This is a genomic window from Campylobacter sp. 110, assembly GCF_002383965.1.
Lineage (GTDB): Bacteria > Campylobacterota > Campylobacteria > Campylobacterales > Campylobacteraceae > Campylobacter_D > Campylobacter_D coli.
Genome location: NZ_NXBD01000015.1, coordinates 30,254 through 46,802, shown reverse-complemented (window position 1 = coordinate 46,802; position 16,549 = coordinate 30,254). Strand labels below are relative to the sequence as shown.

General features: G+C 31.1%; 15 protein-coding genes and 2 pseudogenes. 12 read left to right on the top strand and 5 right to left on the bottom strand.

Annotated features, from left to right (window positions below):
* Positions 1-3: 3 nt before the first annotated feature.
* From secF to yajC, 3 genes are read right to left on the bottom strand one after another with little or no spacing between them, the layout of a single operon-like run.
* Positions 4-975, bottom strand: a complete 972-nt coding sequence (gene secF / locus BGS43_RS00810; RefSeq protein ID WP_002777148.1) for a protein translocase subunit SecF — start codon at positions 973-975, stop codon at positions 4-6.
* Positions 975-2,555, bottom strand: coding sequence for a protein translocase subunit SecD (gene secD / locus BGS43_RS00805; RefSeq protein WP_096568455.1), 1,581 nt, complete (start codon positions 2,553-2,555; stop codon positions 975-977). Before secD ends, secF begins: the two co-directional genes overlap by 1 nt.
* Positions 2,548-2,820 (bottom strand): preprotein translocase subunit YajC, encoded by a 273-nt coding sequence (gene yajC, locus BGS43_RS00800; RefSeq protein WP_002777154.1) that lies wholly within the window; start codon positions 2,818-2,820, stop codon positions 2,548-2,550. The genes secD and yajC overlap by 8 nt, the downstream gene beginning before the upstream one ends.
* Here yajC and BGS43_RS00795 point away from each other — a divergent pair.
* The 3 genes and pseudogenes from BGS43_RS00795 (at position 2,793) to BGS43_RS00785 (ending at position 6,240) form a co-directional block, all read left to right on the top strand.
* A complete protein-coding gene (locus tag BGS43_RS00795) occupies positions 2,793-4,112 on the top strand; it encodes an apolipoprotein N-acyltransferase (protein WP_096568453.1) in 1,320 nt (439 codons plus the stop codon). The two genes, yajC and BGS43_RS00795, sit on opposite strands and share 28 nt — an antisense overlap.
* A 141-nt stretch (positions 4,113-4,253) precedes the next feature.
* A pseudogene (locus BGS43_RS00790) lies at positions 4,254-5,015 on the top strand (SDR family NAD(P)-dependent oxidoreductase).
* A gap of 77 nt (positions 5,016-5,092) precedes the next feature.
* Positions 5,093-6,240, top strand: a pseudogene (locus BGS43_RS00785) (Cj0814 family flagellar-dependent secreted protein).
* Positions 6,241-6,347: 107 nt separating this feature from the next.
* Here BGS43_RS00785 and BGS43_RS09980 read toward each other — a convergent pair.
* The gene (locus BGS43_RS09980; protein ID WP_002790149.1) at positions 6,348-6,473 is read right to left on the bottom strand and encodes a hypothetical protein; all 126 of its coding nucleotides are present in this window, start codon (positions 6,471-6,473) and stop codon (positions 6,348-6,350) included.
* Between the two features lie 140 nt (positions 6,474-6,613).
* Entirely contained in the window at positions 6,614-7,813 is a 1,200-nt protein-coding gene (gene metK / locus BGS43_RS00775; RefSeq protein WP_042962346.1) for a methionine adenosyltransferase, read from the bottom strand.
* Positions 7,814-7,965: 152 nt separating this feature from the next.
* Between metK and sstT the strand changes: the two genes are divergently transcribed.
* From sstT to smpB, 9 genes are read left to right on the top strand one after another with little or no spacing between them, the layout of a single operon-like run.
* Positions 7,966-9,189: a serine/threonine transporter SstT gene (sstT, locus tag BGS43_RS00770; protein WP_096568450.1), complete on the top strand. Its 1,224-nt coding sequence runs from the start codon at positions 7,966-7,968 to the stop codon at positions 9,187-9,189.
* Between the two features lie 5 nt (positions 9,190-9,194).
* Positions 9,195-10,076, top strand: coding sequence for an aspartate carbamoyltransferase catalytic subunit (locus tag BGS43_RS00765; RefSeq protein WP_002826088.1), 882 nt, complete (start codon positions 9,195-9,197; stop codon positions 10,074-10,076).
* A 9-nt stretch (positions 10,077-10,085) separates the two neighbouring features.
* Positions 10,086-11,804, top strand: coding sequence for a M3 family oligoendopeptidase (locus BGS43_RS00760; RefSeq protein WP_025399056.1), 1,719 nt, complete (start codon positions 10,086-10,088; stop codon positions 11,802-11,804).
* Positions 11,801-12,238, top strand: coding sequence for a hypothetical protein (locus BGS43_RS00755; RefSeq protein ID WP_002826090.1), 438 nt, complete (start codon positions 11,801-11,803; stop codon positions 12,236-12,238). Before BGS43_RS00760 ends, BGS43_RS00755 begins: the two co-directional genes overlap by 4 nt.
* Positions 12,235-14,295 carry an ATP-dependent helicase gene (locus BGS43_RS00750; RefSeq protein WP_025399057.1) on the top strand — a complete coding sequence of 687 codons (2,061 nt, stop codon included), beginning with the start codon at positions 12,235-12,237 and terminating at the stop codon, positions 14,293-14,295. Before BGS43_RS00755 ends, BGS43_RS00750 begins: the two co-directional genes overlap by 4 nt.
* The gene (gene truB, locus BGS43_RS00745) at positions 14,292-15,110 is read left to right on the top strand and encodes a tRNA pseudouridine(55) synthase TruB (RefSeq protein ID WP_002826094.1); all 819 of its coding nucleotides are present in this window, start codon (positions 14,292-14,294) and stop codon (positions 15,108-15,110) included. Before BGS43_RS00750 ends, truB begins: the two co-directional genes overlap by 4 nt.
* Positions 15,104-15,331 (top strand): carbon storage regulator CsrA, encoded by a 228-nt coding sequence (gene csrA, locus BGS43_RS00740; protein WP_002777178.1) that lies wholly within the window; start codon positions 15,104-15,106, stop codon positions 15,329-15,331. The genes truB and csrA overlap by 7 nt, the downstream gene beginning before the upstream one ends.
* A complete protein-coding gene (locus BGS43_RS00735) occupies positions 15,328-16,098 on the top strand; it encodes a 4-(cytidine 5'-diphospho)-2-C-methyl-D-erythritol kinase (RefSeq protein WP_002797708.1) in 771 nt (256 codons plus the stop codon). The genes csrA and BGS43_RS00735 overlap by 4 nt, the downstream gene beginning before the upstream one ends.
* Positions 16,095-16,547 (top strand): SsrA-binding protein SmpB, encoded by a 453-nt coding sequence (smpB, locus tag BGS43_RS00730; RefSeq protein ID WP_002797710.1) that lies wholly within the window; start codon positions 16,095-16,097, stop codon positions 16,545-16,547. Before BGS43_RS00735 ends, smpB begins: the two co-directional genes overlap by 4 nt.
* Positions 16,548-16,549: the final 2 nt, after the last annotated feature.

Here is a 16,549-nt window from a genome sequence, read left to right as displayed (position 1 = left end):
CCTTTAAACCGTTCCTTTTTCATACATTGCACGATTGCGTTCTTTTTCTTGCTTTCTTTTAAGTTTTTCAAGCTCTTTATTTCTAAAATCAATAACACTGAATTTAAACCAAAGTAAAGTCGGACTAGCTACAAAAATAGAACTTAAAGTTCCTACAACAATACCCACTATCAAAGCCAAAGAAAATCCTTGTATCATCTCTCCGCCAAAAAAATAAAGTATGACAACAGTGGCCAAAGTAAGACCTGAAGTTAATACCGTTCTAGATAGGGTTGCTGAAACACTTTCGTTAATAATAGGAGCAAGCTCGCTTTTTTTACTCGTCTTAATTCCCTCTCTAATTCTATCAAAAATGATGATTGTATCATTTAAAGAATATCCAAGCACTGTTAAAACCGCAGCCAAGGTATCTAAATTTACATCGATTTTAAACAATGAAATCGCCCCTAAAGTAATCACAACATCGTGAATTTCGCTAATAATTGCCGCTAATGCAAAACGCCATTCAAAGCGTATTGCGATATAAATTAAAATCGCTACTAAGGATACAATGATAGCCATAATACCTTTATTTCTAAGCTCATCGCCCACTTTTGGACCCACAACATCCGCGCGACGCACTTCAAATTTGCCCGTATCTTTTAAAAGGGTGCTAATATGCTCTCCTATATCACTACCTAAGCTATCATTGCTTCCTAAAAAACGGATAGTAATCTCTTCTTTGCTTCCAAATTCAGTTACGGATAAATTTTGAAAACTGCCTTGTTTTTCTAAGATTTCACGAATTTGAGGAATGGGAGCTGCTGTATCGTATTTAAGCTGGATTAAAGTACCTCCACTAAAGTCAATACCAAATTGCAAACCCCTATCCCAAAGCAAATAAATAGACCCAAAAAATAAAACGATAGAAAGAGAAATTGCAGCAAAACGCATTCTCATAAAATCATAAATTTTCTTTTCGCTAAAAAACTGCATTATTTTCTCCTATAACCAAACCAAAATCTTGTATTATTACTTTTTTCAATACGGCGCATAAAATAATCAAACATTCCATGCGTTCCCCAAATAGCAGTAATCATAGAAACAACAATACCAATTCCTAAAGTCACTGCAAATCCTTTAACAGCACCTGTTCCATAAGCATAAAGTGCTATAGAGGTTACAAGAGAGGTGATATTAGAATCTATTATCGCGCTCATAGCATTTTTATAACCTTGCTCTATACTTGCTTTGATATTTGCACCCTCGCGCAAAAGCTCTCTGATACGCTCATTAATGATAACATTGGCATCAACAGCCATACCTACAGTTAAAACAAGTCCTGCCATACCTGGTAAAGTCAAAGTTGCACCAAACATTGCCATTACAGCCACAACAACCAAAACATTAACGAGCATTGCAATATTTGCAAAAATTCCTGCCATACCATAATAAAGCACCATAAATACCACGATAAAAATCGAAGCACCTATAAGAGCTATCATACTCATTTTAATACTATCAGCACCCAAAGATGGACCTATACTTCTTTGCTCTAAAAGTTTAACTGGCGCCAGTAAAGCCCCACTTCTTAAAGCCACAGCCACATCTCGTGCTTCTTCTTGAGTAAAAGCCCCGCTGATTTGACCACTTCCACCGCCTATGCGTTCATTAATCGATGGAGCAGAATATACTTTATTATCAAGCACGATAGCCAAACGCTTTCCAACATTTGCTCCTGTATAATCAGCAAATTTCTTAGAACCTTCAGCATTTAAAGTAAAATTAATAACAGGATAATTACTCGTATCACTAAGCCCTACTCTAGCATCTGTAAGCATAGAACCATCTAAAATAGGAATGCTTTTTAAAGGATATTTTAAATTTGGATTTCTAGAATCAGGAACTAAAACAAGCCCATAGCTTGCCGCTTCAGCATCACTCATATTAGAAGCTTGACTCATTTTAGAATCATCCACTTCCATGAGTTGCAAATGAGCTGCTTTAGTAATGCGCTCTTTAGCCCTTAGTTCATCCTCTTTGGTTTTAATTCCTGCCAATTCGACTAAGATTTTATCTTCGCCTTGTTTTGCGACCGTCGGTTCTGCTAAACCAAATTGATCCAAACGATTTCTAATAGTCTCAACTGCTTGCAAAAGAGCAAAATTCTCTATACTTTTAACCTCTTCTGGGGTAAAAGAAATTGTATAATGCATATCTTCTCTTTGTACATTAAGCCCGTTAATTTCTTTGAGTAAATTTTCAGTCTTAACTATATCTGCATTATCTAATAAAGTAAAATCCAAACTATCATCATGGATATTTAATCCATCGTTTAAAATATTCTCTTTGTTAAAAGAATAACTCAAAGAAGAAGCGACGGATTTGATTTTAGATTTTACAGCCTCTTGATTATCTACACCCAAAAGCATACAAAGTCCGCCTTGTAAATCAAGTCCTAAATTGATTTTCACTCCTCGCTCGGATTGCAAAAAAGAAGGGAGTGAAAAAACAACTCCAAAAATAAATACCGCAATAAAAACAACCAATCGATAAGTGATTTTAGAATTACGCATCAATTTTCTTTGCTATAAATTCTCTTGAAATTTTTGCAGTAACATTGTCTTCATTAAGCTTAACTTTGATAAAATCGTCCTCTGGTTTTACGACTTCACAAATAAGTCCGCCATTAGTGATGATTTTATCTCCTTTTTGCAAAGACTCAAGCATTTGTTTATGTGCTTTTGCTTGTTTTTGTTGTGGTCTTATAACCAAAAAATAAAAAATTGCAAATAGCACAACAAGAGGTAACAATGAAGTTAAAATTGAATTTTCTGCCATATTTTTCCTTTATTCCAAAAAAATTAAACACTAATTCTACCATTTTTAAAATAATAAAAGTCTTTTTTATAGCATTTTTGCTTTCAAATTGTATTTATTTATCTTTTTTTGAAAATATTTTTACCCAAGTGATCAGTTCATTTCTTGCAATTTGGGGCTTAGTCTTGCTTTTAAAAAGCAAAAGTCCTAAGCAATATTTTTGGATAGGATTTTTTGTAGGGATACTTTGGTTTTGGTGGATAGGACTTTCTTCGATTTATTTTGACTTAAATTATTTAGTACCTATAGTTATTATCCTTATAGGTATAGTTTATGGAATACTCTTTAGAATTTGTTATTTATTTAAATTCGATTTTTTACGCCTTTGTGGAATTTTTTGTTTAAGCTTTATTCATCCTTTAGGCTTTGATTGGCTTAATTGGGGAGTTTATACTGTATATGGTTTTTTTGACCCAAGTTATCGTGGTATTATTTGTATTTTTTTACTAGCATATATTATTCATGAAAATTATATTTCAAGATATTATAAAATTGCTATTCTCTTAATTATATTTTTTATAGGCTTTCAATACGATGAAAAAAAAGCAGAAGAGCTAAATCTATCCTATAAGCTTATCTCCACAGATATATCTCAAGATCAAAAATTCCTTCAAGAAAATGTATCTGTAAATTCAGACAATCTAATCAAAGAAATTATTCAAGCCATCAATGAAAAAAAAGAGCTCGTCATCTTACCAGAAACCGCTTTTGCATTTAATCTCAAAAACACCTCATACGAAAAAATGCTAAAAGAGCTATCATACCAAATTATCATCATAACTGGAGCATTTAACATACAAGAGGGTAAAACTTACAATAGTACATATATTTTTAAAGGAGGCAATAGCTATATACTCAATAAACATTTTTTAGTACCTTTTGGCGAAGAAATTCCATTTTTCAAAAAAACAATACAAAAATACTTCTTACCCAATATAGCAGAATTTGATCAAGGACCATTACAAAGCAAATACAAACTCAATGATCAAATCATTACTAATGCTATTTGTTACGAAGCTACAAAAGAACAAAATTATAAAAATTCAAAAATTATTATAGCTATAAGTAATAATGCTTGGTTTAATTATTCTAGCGAATACAAACTACAAAAACTACTCATGCAATTTTATGCAAGCAAATATGGAGTTAGTGTATACCATGCCACAAATGGCAAGGAAAGTGGTGTAATCAAACCTAAAGAAAAATTTGTGCAAAAGATTAAAAATTATTTTAACAAGCAAGATAAAAGTTAAAAAATTTTTATCTTTGTGCAAAAAAATTATATTAAATACACAAGCTCTCAAAAAATTAATCATTAAATTTTAATTTTAAGATATTTTAAAATTAGATATGTTTTAATAATTTCTTTATAATTTACAAAAGGAGATAATGCTATGGATAAAGTTGTATTTATTACAGGAGGCTCTACTGGTATTGGCAATGCTTGTGTACATAAATTTCATAATGAAGGCTATAAAGTAGCCTTTATGGATATCAATCAAGAAGAAGGATAAAAAATAGCGAATAATTTAAAAGATGTCTTATTTATAGCAGGAGATACAAAAAATAAAGAAGATATTAAAAATACTGTCGCTAGAGCAGTAGAAAAATTTGGAAATTTTGATGTAATTTCTTTAAATGTAGGAATTCATCGCTGCAATACCATTCTTGATATTAGCGATGAGGAGCTTGATTTGATTATTCAAACCAATATTTATGGCTATGTAAACACCATGAGGATCGCCATTCCTCACATGAAAAAAGAAGGCGGAAGTATTGTAATCAATGCCTCTGACCAATGTTTTATAGGAAAGCCAAATAGCTTTGCATACGGACTTACTAAAGGTGCTTTAGGACAAATAACAAAATCTTTAAGCTTAGATTTAGCACCAAAAATTAGAGTAAATGCTGTATGTGCAGGAACTATCAAAACACCGATGGCAGAGAGATTATTTCAAGACTTTGCCAACATTACACATGGTGGAAATACAGATTTTTATTGGCAAAATGAAGCAGAAAAATATCCTTTAAAAAAAGTAGGACAAGCCAATGAAGTAGCCGAGCTGATTTATTTTTTAGCAAGTCCAAAGGCAAGTTTTATAACTGGTGGACTTTATTTGATTGATGGTGGATTAACAGCAGGAATTCCTCATTAAATACAATTTTTACTTAAGAAAAAATCATTTTTGCCGATTTATCTTGTAAATAAAGTTTGATTTATAAGGTGGCAAAGATGATTAATGGTATAAATTCCTATTCAAGCTACAATTATACAAATACTTTTAGTAATAATACTTCAAATACAAAATCATCTAATGCTATAAATGAAACTTCAAACCTTGTAAGCGATAAATCTGGGGCAGTAAGTAAAATGCTAGGATATGGCGTAGATAAAGATGGCTTTTTTACAAGCAATTTTAACGAAGCTGCAGGCTTACCAAAAGATTATAAGATTTATGCTAAAGATATAGAAAATTTTGTTAATATTCAAACAAAAAGTCTATTATCAAGTTATATTAATATTGATATAGCAAAAAGTATAGGAAATGCTTATAAAGTATTTTCACAACTTTTAAATGATGAATTAAACAATAAAATCAATTTTACAAAAGAAGACTTAGTAAAAATACCACAAGGTTTCGAATTTAATCAAAATACTTTGGAGATAAATAAAAAATATAATTTAAATGATAAAGAGTATAAAGATTTTATGTCTAATTATCAAAATTACTCTCCGACTTCCCATAATATAAAAATAATGACTTTTTTCTCACTTGATGATAAAAGTGATATTTTTAAATATTCTTTAATAGATCCTACTCCTTATAGTAATAATGATAAAACTATAACAAAAAGTGGTATTTTTATGACTTTCTTTACTGGATTTCAAGCAAAAAACTATTTTATCGAAGGACAAACAAGTATTTTAGGCAAAATGCAAGGATTTGATAAAACTATGAGTCAAAGTGAAATTGATAATTTAAACAAATTCATAAGTGAAAATAGTATGAATTTTAAAGGAGATATTTTTAAGCTTTTTGATTTATTAAATTCAGATATGAGCATTGATGATTTTAAACAAAAAATACTAGAACAAAAAGAAAATTTAAACAATCCTACAAAAAATACAAATAACAAAGAAACTTCAGAAGAAGACAAAAAAAGCCATTTAAACCTATACAAGCGCAAAGTTCAAGCGAAACCTATAAAGATGATAATAAAATGAATGAGCTTTTAAAAAAGCTACTGGAAAATAAATTTGGCACAAGCGATGAGTTAGAACTTCTTTTTGGTATGAAATTTAGTGATGATGATGCAGGAGAATTTAATAAAATCCTTTCTTTAAATTCTGCACCAAAAAGCATAGATATTAGAGCTTAAGAATTATTTTTATCAATCAAGCCTTTTAATATCCCTTGCATTTTTTTAGAGTTTTTAACCATTTCGCTATCAAGATAAAATAACTCTTCGGCTTTATCCTTTGCTTTTTATAAAGCCTTTAAATCTTTAAAATCTCTTGTTAGATATTTAAACAATCGCTTATCTTCTTTTCTCTCCGCTATTACAAATAAACTTTTTCTGTCTTCTTCGTATTCATAAGAAATAACTATCATATCCCCATACCTTGTATCATGGATACTCTTGCCTATATATTCTTTTACAATCTCAATAAGTCTATTGATAAAGTTTGAATTTTAAATTGGTTTTATATTAAGATGAAATTTAAAGTATGATAAGCCTTGAAAAACAAGGCTTATTGGATTAAAGTCTTAAATTGATCTATAGCATCAAGTTTTTCCCAAGGATAATCCTTTTGTCCTACTTGTCCACGAGCTGCTACATCAGCATAAAGAAAAGTTTCTTTGCTAGGTTTATCAAGACCAAATTTATCACGAATCCAATTTGGGGTTAAAGAGAAATTTTTCATTACAAAATCACTTAAAACATCATCATTTACCCCTGTATTGGTTCCTAAACAATCTACACTTACAGAAGTAGGTTTAGCAACACCTATAGCATAACTGAGTTGAACTATACACTTTTTAGCAAGTCCTGCTGCGACTATATTTTTAGCAAGCCATCTGCCCGCATAAAGTCCACTTCTATCAACCTTGGTATAATCCTTGCTAGATTGCGCACCCCCTCCTATAGGAGCATATCCCCCAAAACTATCCACTATAAGCTTTCTTCCTGTTAAACCACTATCATGTAAAGAAGAATGATTGACATATTTTCCTGTTGGATTGATTAAAATTCTAGTTTTATTAGGATCAAAAAGTTCTTTTGGTAAATCACTTTCTAGGATCAATTTATTTACTAAAGCTCTTAAATCCTCTATTTTCATACTTTCAACACAAGGCACAGAAACAACGATAGTATGAATACTTTGCGGTTTACAATTTTCAAAATTCGCCTTTGTACCATAATCAATAGTCACTTGAGTTTTAATATCTACACCCAACTCTTGTGGATGAGCTTTTGCATAAGCATAAACTCTATCACATAGCATTCTTGCATAACTAATAGCTGCTGGCATGTATTCTTCAGCTTCACAACTTGCAAAACCAAACATAATACCTTGATCGCCCGCTCCTGTTTCGCCATCTTCTTGATCTACACCTTGGTTGATATCAGGGCTTTGTTCATTTAAAAACACCATAACTTCGACTTCATCAGGATGTAAGCATTGTTCCTTGCTAAAATACCCTGCTCCATCATAACCAATGTTTTTTAAAACATCTTTAACTAAATTATCGTAATCAGCTTTACTAAGCTTGTGATTTGACTTAACTTCGCCTCCTATCACAACCTTATTTCCTGCGACAAAAACCTCACTCGCCACCCTTGAATTTTTGTCATTTTTCAAGAGTATATCCACTATCGTATCAGCGATTATATCAGCGCATTTATCTGGATGACCTGCGCTTACGACTTCTGAAGTGAATAGATACATAAAAAGTCCTTTCATAAAAAAATGAGTTACAATTCTAACTCAAATAAATTTATTCAAGCTTAATGCTGTAAAAAATTCACTAAAATTAAGCAAAAGTTCGTTAAAATCAAGCCCGATATATTGCATCAAATTTCAAAATAATAAAGGTTCTTATGTTCTCAAAACTAGTTCAAAGCTACGCCAAAGGCAGTCTAATCCTTCAAATCTGCGCAGGTATAATTTTAGGTATACTTGTAGGAATAAGCTCTAAGGAAATAGCTGAAGTTGTCAATTTATTGGGAGTTTTATTTACCAATGCTTTAAAAGCTATAGCTCCTATTCTTGTCTTTATACTCATTTTAACTTCGATTTGTACGAGAGATTTTTCTCAAAGTAGTTCTAAGATAAGAAATATTGTCATTTTATATATTGTAGGAACTTTTTTAGCAGCAGCTTGTGCAGTGATTGCGAGTTTTATGTTTCCTGTGGAATTAGTCCTAGAAGGAGTTCAAAAAGCAGAAAATACTTCTCCTATGCATTTAAATGAAATTTTTAAGAATTTACTTTTAAATATAGTAGATAATCCTATCAATGCACTTTCAAGTGGAAATTATTCAGGAATTTTAGCTTGGGCAATAGGCGGTGGTATAGCTTTGAAAAATTGTTCAAAAGAAGCAAAGCAAATTTTTGTAGATATCAATGAAGGGGTTTTAAAAATTGTTAAATTTATAGTAAAGCTTGCTCCTTTTGGAATTTTTGGACTTGTGGCTAATTCTGTAGCACAAACAGGAGCGCAAGGATTGTTAAGCTACGCAAAACTCTTAGTATTGCTTGTACTTACTATGCTTTTTGTTGCCTTTGTAATCAATGCCTTAATTGTTTTCATTTATACTAGAAAAAATCCTTTTCCTTTGATTTTTATCTGCTTAAGACACAGCGCTTTTTTTGCTTTTTTTACAAGAAGCTCGGCTGCAAACATCCCTGTAAATATGGCACTTTGCGCTAAACTTGGAATCAATAAAGAATTTTATAGTATCTCCATCCCTCTTGGAGCAACCATAAACATGGCAGGTGCAGCAGTAACCATAGCTATATTAAGTCTTAGCGCCGCACATAGCGTTGGCATACAAGTAAGTTTTTTACAAGCCTTTTTATTAAGCATTATCGCTACTTTTGCAGCTTGTGGCGCAAGTGGCGTAGCAGGCGGCTCGCTTTTACTTATCCCTTTAGCTTGCTCTTTATTTAATATAGACTATGATATCGCTATGAAAGTAGTTGCGATAGGATTTATCATAGGCGTGGTACAAGACAGCGTTGAAACGGCATTAAATAGCTCAACAGATGTTTTATTTAGCGCTATTTGTTCTAAAGATGAGTTAAATTACGATATAAGGTAAAGACAATGAGGCATCTCATCACAACAAAAGATTTTACTAATGATGAAATAATGGAGCTTTTTGAAGAAGCAAGAAATTTTTTAGATGAAAAACCTAGAACTCTACTTGAGGGCAAAAGTGTTACAACGATATTCTTTGAAAATTCCACACGCACACTCTCATCCTTTGAAAGTGCTGCAAGAAGACTAGGAGCTAGAATTTTACGCCTCGATGTCTCAAGATCAAGCTCTAGCAAAGGCGAAACACTCTATGATACAGCGGCTAATTTAGATGCTATGAGTCCTAATGCTATCATAGTAAGACATGCAAATTCAGGAGTACCTCATATTTTAGCTTCTCATATGCATTGTCCTGTTGTAAATGGTGGAGATGGCAAACATGCACACCCTACTCAAGCCCTACTTGATCTTTTTACAATTTATGAACATTTTAAAGGTGATATCAAGGGTAGAAAAATCTTAATCGTAGGAGATATTAAAAATTCAAGAGTTGCCTCTTCAAACGCTGAGCTTCTAACAAGATTTGGTTTGGATATCACCCTTGTAGCACCACCTCATTTTATGCCTCATTCACCTTTAAAAAAATCTTATTCTTTAAATGAAGATTTAATCTCAAAAACCGATATTATAATGAGCTTAAGAACGCAAACAGAAAGACATAATAAAATCATTTATGCCTCTTTAAAAGATTATGCGAATGATTTTTGTATCAAACTTGATTTGATTAAAGATAAAAAACTCATCTTACTCCATCCTGGCCCTGTACATAGAAATATCGATATAAGCGATGAAGTGATGGATGATGAAAGAGCTTTAATTTTAAAACAAGTTAAAAATGGCGTTGCTATCAGAATGGCTGTTTTAAAAAAATTGATTTTAGAAAGCTAAGGAGAAAATATGTTAACTTGGGATTTGGGAGCATTGTTTAAAAACGAAGATGAATTAGAAAACACAACGCAAAACTATATTCAACAATCTAAAAAATTCAAAAAAAATTATTCTACTACTTTAGATAAATTAAACCCTGATGATTTTTTAAACGCTTTAAAAGAATACGAACATTTACATTTAATACTCTCAAAAATTATGACTTATGCTTATTTATGCTTTGCTAAGGATAGCTCCAAGGGTTCTTTTTGTGCTAAATATGAACAAGAATGTAAAAAAATAGAAGAAAATTTATTATTTTTTGAATTAGAATTTTGTGAACTTAGTGAAGAAAAAACTAAAGAATTGATTAAATTTTGCAAAGGCTATGATTTTTACTTGCAAAATCTTCTTCAAAATAAACGCTACAATCTAAGCCAAAAAGAAGAACGCATAATGCTTTATCTTTCAAATACAGGAGCTAATGCTTTTAGTAGATTATTTGATGAAAGCATGGCTGCATTAAAAATTCCTTTCGAAGGCAATAAGCTTAGCGAGGAAGAAATTTTAAGCAAACTTTACAATAATGACAGAAAGATAAGAAAAAAAGCCGCTAAAAAATTTACCAAAGCCCTTGATAAAAATTTAAATTTGCTCACTTTTATTTTCAATATGATCAAAACAGAATTAAACAATATTTGCAAATTACGCGGATATGAAAGCGCAGAAACTCCAAGGCACTTGCAAAATCAAATCACCCAACAAAGTGTTGATTCGCTGATTCAAACCACGCAGAAACATTTTTACCTCGTATCTAATTTCTATAAAAGAAAAAAACAAATTTTAGGCTTTAACAAACTTAAAGATTATGATCGTTATGCACCCATTGGCAAAGAGGCAAAATTCAGTTTTGAGGAAAGTAAAAAAATCATTTTAAATGCTTTTTATGATTTTTCTCCTGTTTTTGGAGATATTGCAAAAGAAGCATTTGAAAAGGGTTGGATAGATGTTTATCCGCAAGATAAAAAACAAAGTGGTGCTTTTTCACATTCAGCTACCCCAGACACTCATCCTTTTATCTTGCTAAATTATACAGATGGAAGGCGCGATCTTTTTACGCTTGCTCATGAGTTAGGACACGCCATACATCAAAAACTTTCTTATAATGTTTCTTTTTTAAATCAAAATACTCCTTTGACTACAGCTGAAACTGCTTCAGTGTTTGCTGAAATGTTGGTATTTGATTATGTTAAAAACAAGCTCAAAAAAGAAGAATTGTTAGCGCTTTATGCTGCAAAAATCGAAGATATTTTCGCCACTCTTTATAGACAGATTAATTTCACTTGTTTTGAAAGACGCATTCATGCTAATGAAAATGAGCTAAAAAGTGAAGAAATTTCTCAAATTTGGATGGAAGAATCTCAAAAAATGTTTGGTGAAAGCGTGGAACTAAGTAAAAATTATGCCCTTTGGTGGAGCTATATTCCTCATTTTATCCACAGTCCTTTTTACTGCTACGCTTATGCTTATGCCCAGCTTTTAGTACTCGCGCTTTATGGGCTTTACAAGAGCAATGCTTGTAGCAATTTTAAAGAACTTTATATCAAAATGCTCTCTCTTGGGGGAAGTGTAAGTCCAAAAGAACTTGTGGGAATGTTTGGATTTGATATAGAAGATAAAAGCTTTTGGGAAATAGGTATAGTAGAAATCAAAAAACTTATCGATGAATTTATGAGGCTAAAACAATGATAGAAAAAATTCTTGAAAATGAAAATTTCATTGCTTTAATGCAAAAAAATTGCTATGATTTACTTTCAATCTTAATCCAAGAAAATATAGAATTTTCTATAGTGGCTAATACAAATTTTATTGATTTTGATCCTATATTGCCTGAAAATTTGGATGTTAAACAAAACCCTTTTACATTATTTGTCCTTGGAGGATATACTTTTGAGTCCATTCAATTAGAAAAAGATCATATACAATTTCATGCAGGTTTTGGCCCTGATGATTTTGCTAGCTATGTTAAAGTAGATCTTGGAGCAATTACTCAAATTCAAGTTGAAAATAGTGTTTTGTTTGTTAATTTTAGTTTTTACAAACGCAAAGATAATACAAAGTCACAAAAATCCAAAAATATCTTTTTAAACAACCCTAAAAACAAAGACATTTTCAAAAAATGAATTTATTTACAGGTTTAAACGAAAGTCAAAAAGAGGCTGCAAGTCATATCGATGGCCCTATGCTTATACTAGCAGGTGCGGGTAGTGGAAAAACCAAAACAATTACAACGCGTCTTGCCTATATGATTGGGGAAGTTGGAATTCCTGCTATCAATACCCTAACCCTAACCTTTACAAACAAGGCTGCAAGTGTGATGAAAAATAGAGCCTTAAGCCTTCTTAATAGCAGTGAAAATCCTTTACTTTGCACTTTTCATAAATTTGGCTTATTGTTTTTAAAACTCCATATAGAAAGATTAGGAAGAAAAAATAATTTTATTATCATCGATAATGATGATTCTAAAAAAATTTTAAAAGAACTCATTAATGATGATAAAACTAGCCCTCATCAAATTCTTCAGTTTATCTCGCACTTTAAAAATGAAAGTAAAAGTGTTCAAGATGTATTTAATGATCTGGAATTGTTAAAAGATAATGAAATCAAACACCAAGCCTTGCAAAAAATTGCTATTTATTATCAAAACTATCAAGAATATTTACTCAAGCACAATTTCGTAGATTTTGATGATCTTTTACTTTTGACCAATATTCTTTTGGAAAATGATCAAAATTTCGCCAAAGAGCAAAGCTCTTTTTATCGTTATATCACAGTCGATGAATATCAAGATACCAATGCTTTACAATACAAAATTCTTAAAAATCTTTGCTGCGTTCATGAAAATATATGCGTTGTAGGGGATGATGATCAAAGCATTTATAGTTGGCGTGGTGCAAAGATAGAAAATATTTTAAATTTCCAAAGTGAATTTTCAAATGTAAAACTTGTTAAATTAGAGCAAAATTATCGTTCTGTGGGTATGATTTTAAAAGCTGCTAATAACCTAATATCGCACAATAAAAAACGTCTTGGAAAAACCCTACTTTGCACAAAAGATGAGGGTGAAGATATTCAAATTCTAAGTTCGGATAATGAAAAAATCGAAAGTGCATTGGTGGCTAAAAAAATCAAAGAGCTTTTAAATTCGGGCATTTATGCTGGAGAAATTGCTGTTTTATTTCGTATCAATGCTCTTTCAAGATCCATAGAAGAAGCCTTTATGAAGGAAAAAATTCCTTATAAATTGCTAAGTGGAATGCGTTTTTATGAAAGACTTGAAATTAAAGACCTCATTTGCTATCTTAGAATTTTAATCAACCCCAATGATGATTTATCCTTTAAACGCATTATCAATAGACCTAAAAGAAGCATAGGTGAAAAAGCTTTACAAAATTTAGAAGATTATGCACAAAAAAGAAAAATTTCACTCTTTGAAGCATTGTGCGAAAGCGATGGGGGTGTGGGAATTTTTTCTCTTAAAAAAGCACAAAATGAAGCAAAAAAATTCATACAAAATATTTATAAACTTAGAGAATATTCTGATTTAAAAAAAATGATTGAAAATTTTGAAGAACTTTTTGCTTTTAAAGAATTTTACGCTCTTCAAGAAGATGGTGATGAACGCGTATTAAATATCGATGAATTTTATGCAAGTATTAAAGAAAAAATAAAAGAAGAACCTCAAACAACTCTAGAAGATATTTTAAGTGAAATTTCACTGCTAAGTGATCAAGATGGGATTGAGGGAGAATGTGTATATCTTATGAGTGTGCATACAAGCAAGGGTTTGGAATTTGATCATGTATTTATCGTAGGACTTGAAGAAGGATTTTTTCCTTTAAATGAAAGTGATATAGAAGAAGAAAGACGCCTTGCTTATGTGGCTATCACTCGTGCTAAAAAATGTCTATCGCTAAGCATTGCAAAATCTCGTTTTTACCGAGGAAGTCGCACGGAATTAGACTCTAGTCGTTTTTTAGAAGAAAGTCAATTAACAAAAAAAATCTCTATAAACAAAACCGAACAAGGATATCATAAAGGAGATCTAGTCAAACATAAAATTTTTGGCATAGGACGCGTTATTAGTGTCAATAAAAGCGCAAAAGAAGAAAAACTTACCATAAATTTTGGCGGAATAGAACGCATTATTATGGCAAGTTTTGTGGAAAAAGCCGTATGAATAAAATTTTTGCCGCTTTTAAACCCGCAGAAATGAGTTCTAATGCTTTTTTAGGTCAGATAAAAAAAAGATATAAAAATAAAAAGGCAGGTTATTCAGGAACTTTAGATCCCTTTGCCAAAGGGGTTTTAATAGTCGCCTTTGGGCAATACACTAAGCTTTTTAGATTTTTAAAAAAAACTCCAAAAACATACCAAGCAACACTTTGGCTTGGGGTTAAATCTCTAAGTCTTGATAATAAAAACATACAAGAAATAAAGCTTATAAAAGCTTTTGACATTAAACTCTTAGAACAAATCAAAATGGAACTTTTAGGAAAAATTTCTTATACCCCACCGCAATTTAGTGCTAAAAGAATAGAAGGTAAAAGAGCTTATGAATTTGCCAAAAGAGGTGAAAATATAGAGTTAAAATCTTGTATAATGGAAATTTTCTCTTGCAAAATCATACATTATACTCATCCCTTTTTACAGCTTGAATTAAGCGTTAGCGAAGGAGCTTATATAAGATCTTATTGTGAGCTTTTTGCTAAAAAATTAGGTATTAATGCCACTTTAAGTTCTCTTGAGCGCATCCGTGAGGGAGAATTTTTTTATAATCACGAAAAAAGCTTAAATGTGTTAGAATATCTAAATTTAAAGCCTAATTTCATTAAAGATTTAACAAAACTTGAAAATGGCACTAAAATATCCCTAGAAGAATTAAAATTTCAAGATGAGGGTTTTTATTATATAGAAAATAAAAAGTATTTTAGTATTATAAATATTAAAGAAAATAAAGTAGAATATCTTTTAAATAAGGTTGAAAAATGCTAATATTATCACGAAAAGAAAATGAAAGTATTGTTATTGGTGAAGGAATTGAAATCAAAATCGTTCAAACTGGAAAAGGATATGCCAAAATAGGCATCGATGCTCCAAAATCTCTAATGATTTTAAGAAAAGAACTCCTTACTCAAATCAAAGATGAGAATTTACATTCTGTGGTAAAAAACGATGTTAAATTAGATGACTTAAGCAAAAAATTGATCCCATGAAAGCATATGCTAAAGCAAATATTTTTTTAAAACTTGTCGGATTTGATAAAAGACGATATCATCTTTTAGAATCTCGCTTTATACTTTTAAAAAACCTTTTTGATGAAATTCATATCGTTGAAAAAAGCTCTAATTCTCCTAAAGGTTTTGAAATCATTAGTAATTTTAATTGCGAGGATAATATCATCACAAAAGCTTATCATTTACTTTGTCAAAATGGCTATCAAAATGAATTAGAAGAATTTTTTAAAACCAAAAGCTTAAAATTAATCAAAAATATCCCCACATGTGCAGGACTTGGGGGAGGTAGTAGTGATTGCGCAAGTTTTTTAATGCTAATTAATGAAGAACTAAACTTAAAATTAAGCACTCAAAAACTTATAGAATTAAGCACTCAACTAGGCAGTGATATTGCTTTTTTCTTGAGTGGTTTTGAAAGTGCTAATGTAAGCGGATGTGGTGAAATCATAGAAGAATTTAATGATACTATACCGAGCCTAGAATGGGTTTTTCCTGAAGTATCTTGTCAAACTAAAAAAGTTTATGATGAATTTGATAAAGGGGAAATTGATTTTGAAAAAAACATTCTTGAAGCTAAAATTTACAAAGATTTAAACACGAAAGAACTTTTAGAAACTTTTAAAAATACCCAGCTTAATGATTTATTTACTCCTTGTGTAACTTTATATCCTAAAATGTTTCTTTTTTTAGAACAAGGTTTTTTCCTAAGTGGAAGCGGAAGTAGCGTTTTTAAGGTACATCAATGAAAGTCATTGCTAGAAATAAAAAAGCCTTATTTGATTATAGCATTATAGAACGCTTTGAATCAGGAGTGGTTTTAAAGGGTAGTGAAGTCGTGGCTTTACGCGCTGGAAGGGCAAATTTAAAAGACTCTTTTGTGCGTATTATTAAGGGTGAATTATTTTTGCTAAATGCTCATATATCGCACCTTAGCACTACGCATTCTTATTATAAACATGAAGAAAGAGCTGCTAGAAAACTTTTAATGCACCGCAAGCAAATAGATAAGCTTTTAGGCAAAGTTAGTATTGAGGGATACACCTTGGTAGTCTTAGAACTCTATTTTAACCATAAAAACAAAGTTAAAGCCACGCTAGCCTTAGCTAAAGGAAAAAATCTGCACGATAAACGCGAAGGTTTAAAGAAAAAACAAGCAGATATGGAAGCAAGATCTGCTATGAAAAATTACAAATAAAG

Excerpts from the sequence above, each read along its gene's own strand:
- secF (WP_002777148.1), bottom strand. The coding sequence starts at position 975 with ATGCAGTTTTTTAGCGAAAAGAAAATTTATGATTTTATGAGAATGCGT.
- secD (WP_096568455.1), bottom strand. The coding sequence starts at position 2,555 with ATGCGTAATTCTAAAATCACTTATCGATTGGTTGTTTTTATTGCGGTA.
- BGS43_RS00795 (WP_096568453.1), top strand. The coding sequence starts at position 2,793 with ATGAAGTTAAAATTGAATTTTCTGCCATATTTTTCCTTTATTCCAAAA.
- yajC (WP_002777154.1), bottom strand. The coding sequence starts at position 2,820 with ATGGCAGAAAATTCAATTTTAACTTCATTGTTACCTCTTGTTGTGCTA.
- BGS43_RS09980 (WP_002790149.1), bottom strand. The coding sequence starts at position 6,473 with ATGATAGTTATTTCTTATGAATACGAAGAAGACAGAAAAAGTTTATTT.
- metK (WP_042962346.1), bottom strand. The coding sequence starts at position 7,813 with ATGTATCTATTCACTTCAGAAGTCGTAAGCGCAGGTCATCCAGATAAA.
- sstT (WP_096568450.1), top strand. The coding sequence starts at position 7,966 with ATGTTCTCAAAACTAGTTCAAAGCTACGCCAAAGGCAGTCTAATCCTT.
- BGS43_RS00765 (WP_002826088.1), top strand. The coding sequence starts at position 9,195 with ATGAGGCATCTCATCACAACAAAAGATTTTACTAATGATGAAATAATG.
- BGS43_RS00760 (WP_025399056.1), top strand. The coding sequence starts at position 10,086 with ATGTTAACTTGGGATTTGGGAGCATTGTTTAAAAACGAAGATGAATTA.
- BGS43_RS00755 (WP_002826090.1), top strand. The coding sequence starts at position 11,801 with ATGATAGAAAAAATTCTTGAAAATGAAAATTTCATTGCTTTAATGCAA.
- BGS43_RS00750 (WP_025399057.1), top strand. The coding sequence starts at position 12,235 with ATGAATTTATTTACAGGTTTAAACGAAAGTCAAAAAGAGGCTGCAAGT.
- truB (WP_002826094.1), top strand. The coding sequence starts at position 14,292 with ATGAATAAAATTTTTGCCGCTTTTAAACCCGCAGAAATGAGTTCTAAT.
- csrA (WP_002777178.1), top strand. The coding sequence starts at position 15,104 with ATGCTAATATTATCACGAAAAGAAAATGAAAGTATTGTTATTGGTGAA.
- BGS43_RS00735 (WP_002797708.1), top strand. The coding sequence starts at position 15,328 with ATGAAAGCATATGCTAAAGCAAATATTTTTTTAAAACTTGTCGGATTT.
- smpB (WP_002797710.1), top strand. The coding sequence starts at position 16,095 with ATGAAAGTCATTGCTAGAAATAAAAAAGCCTTATTTGATTATAGCATT.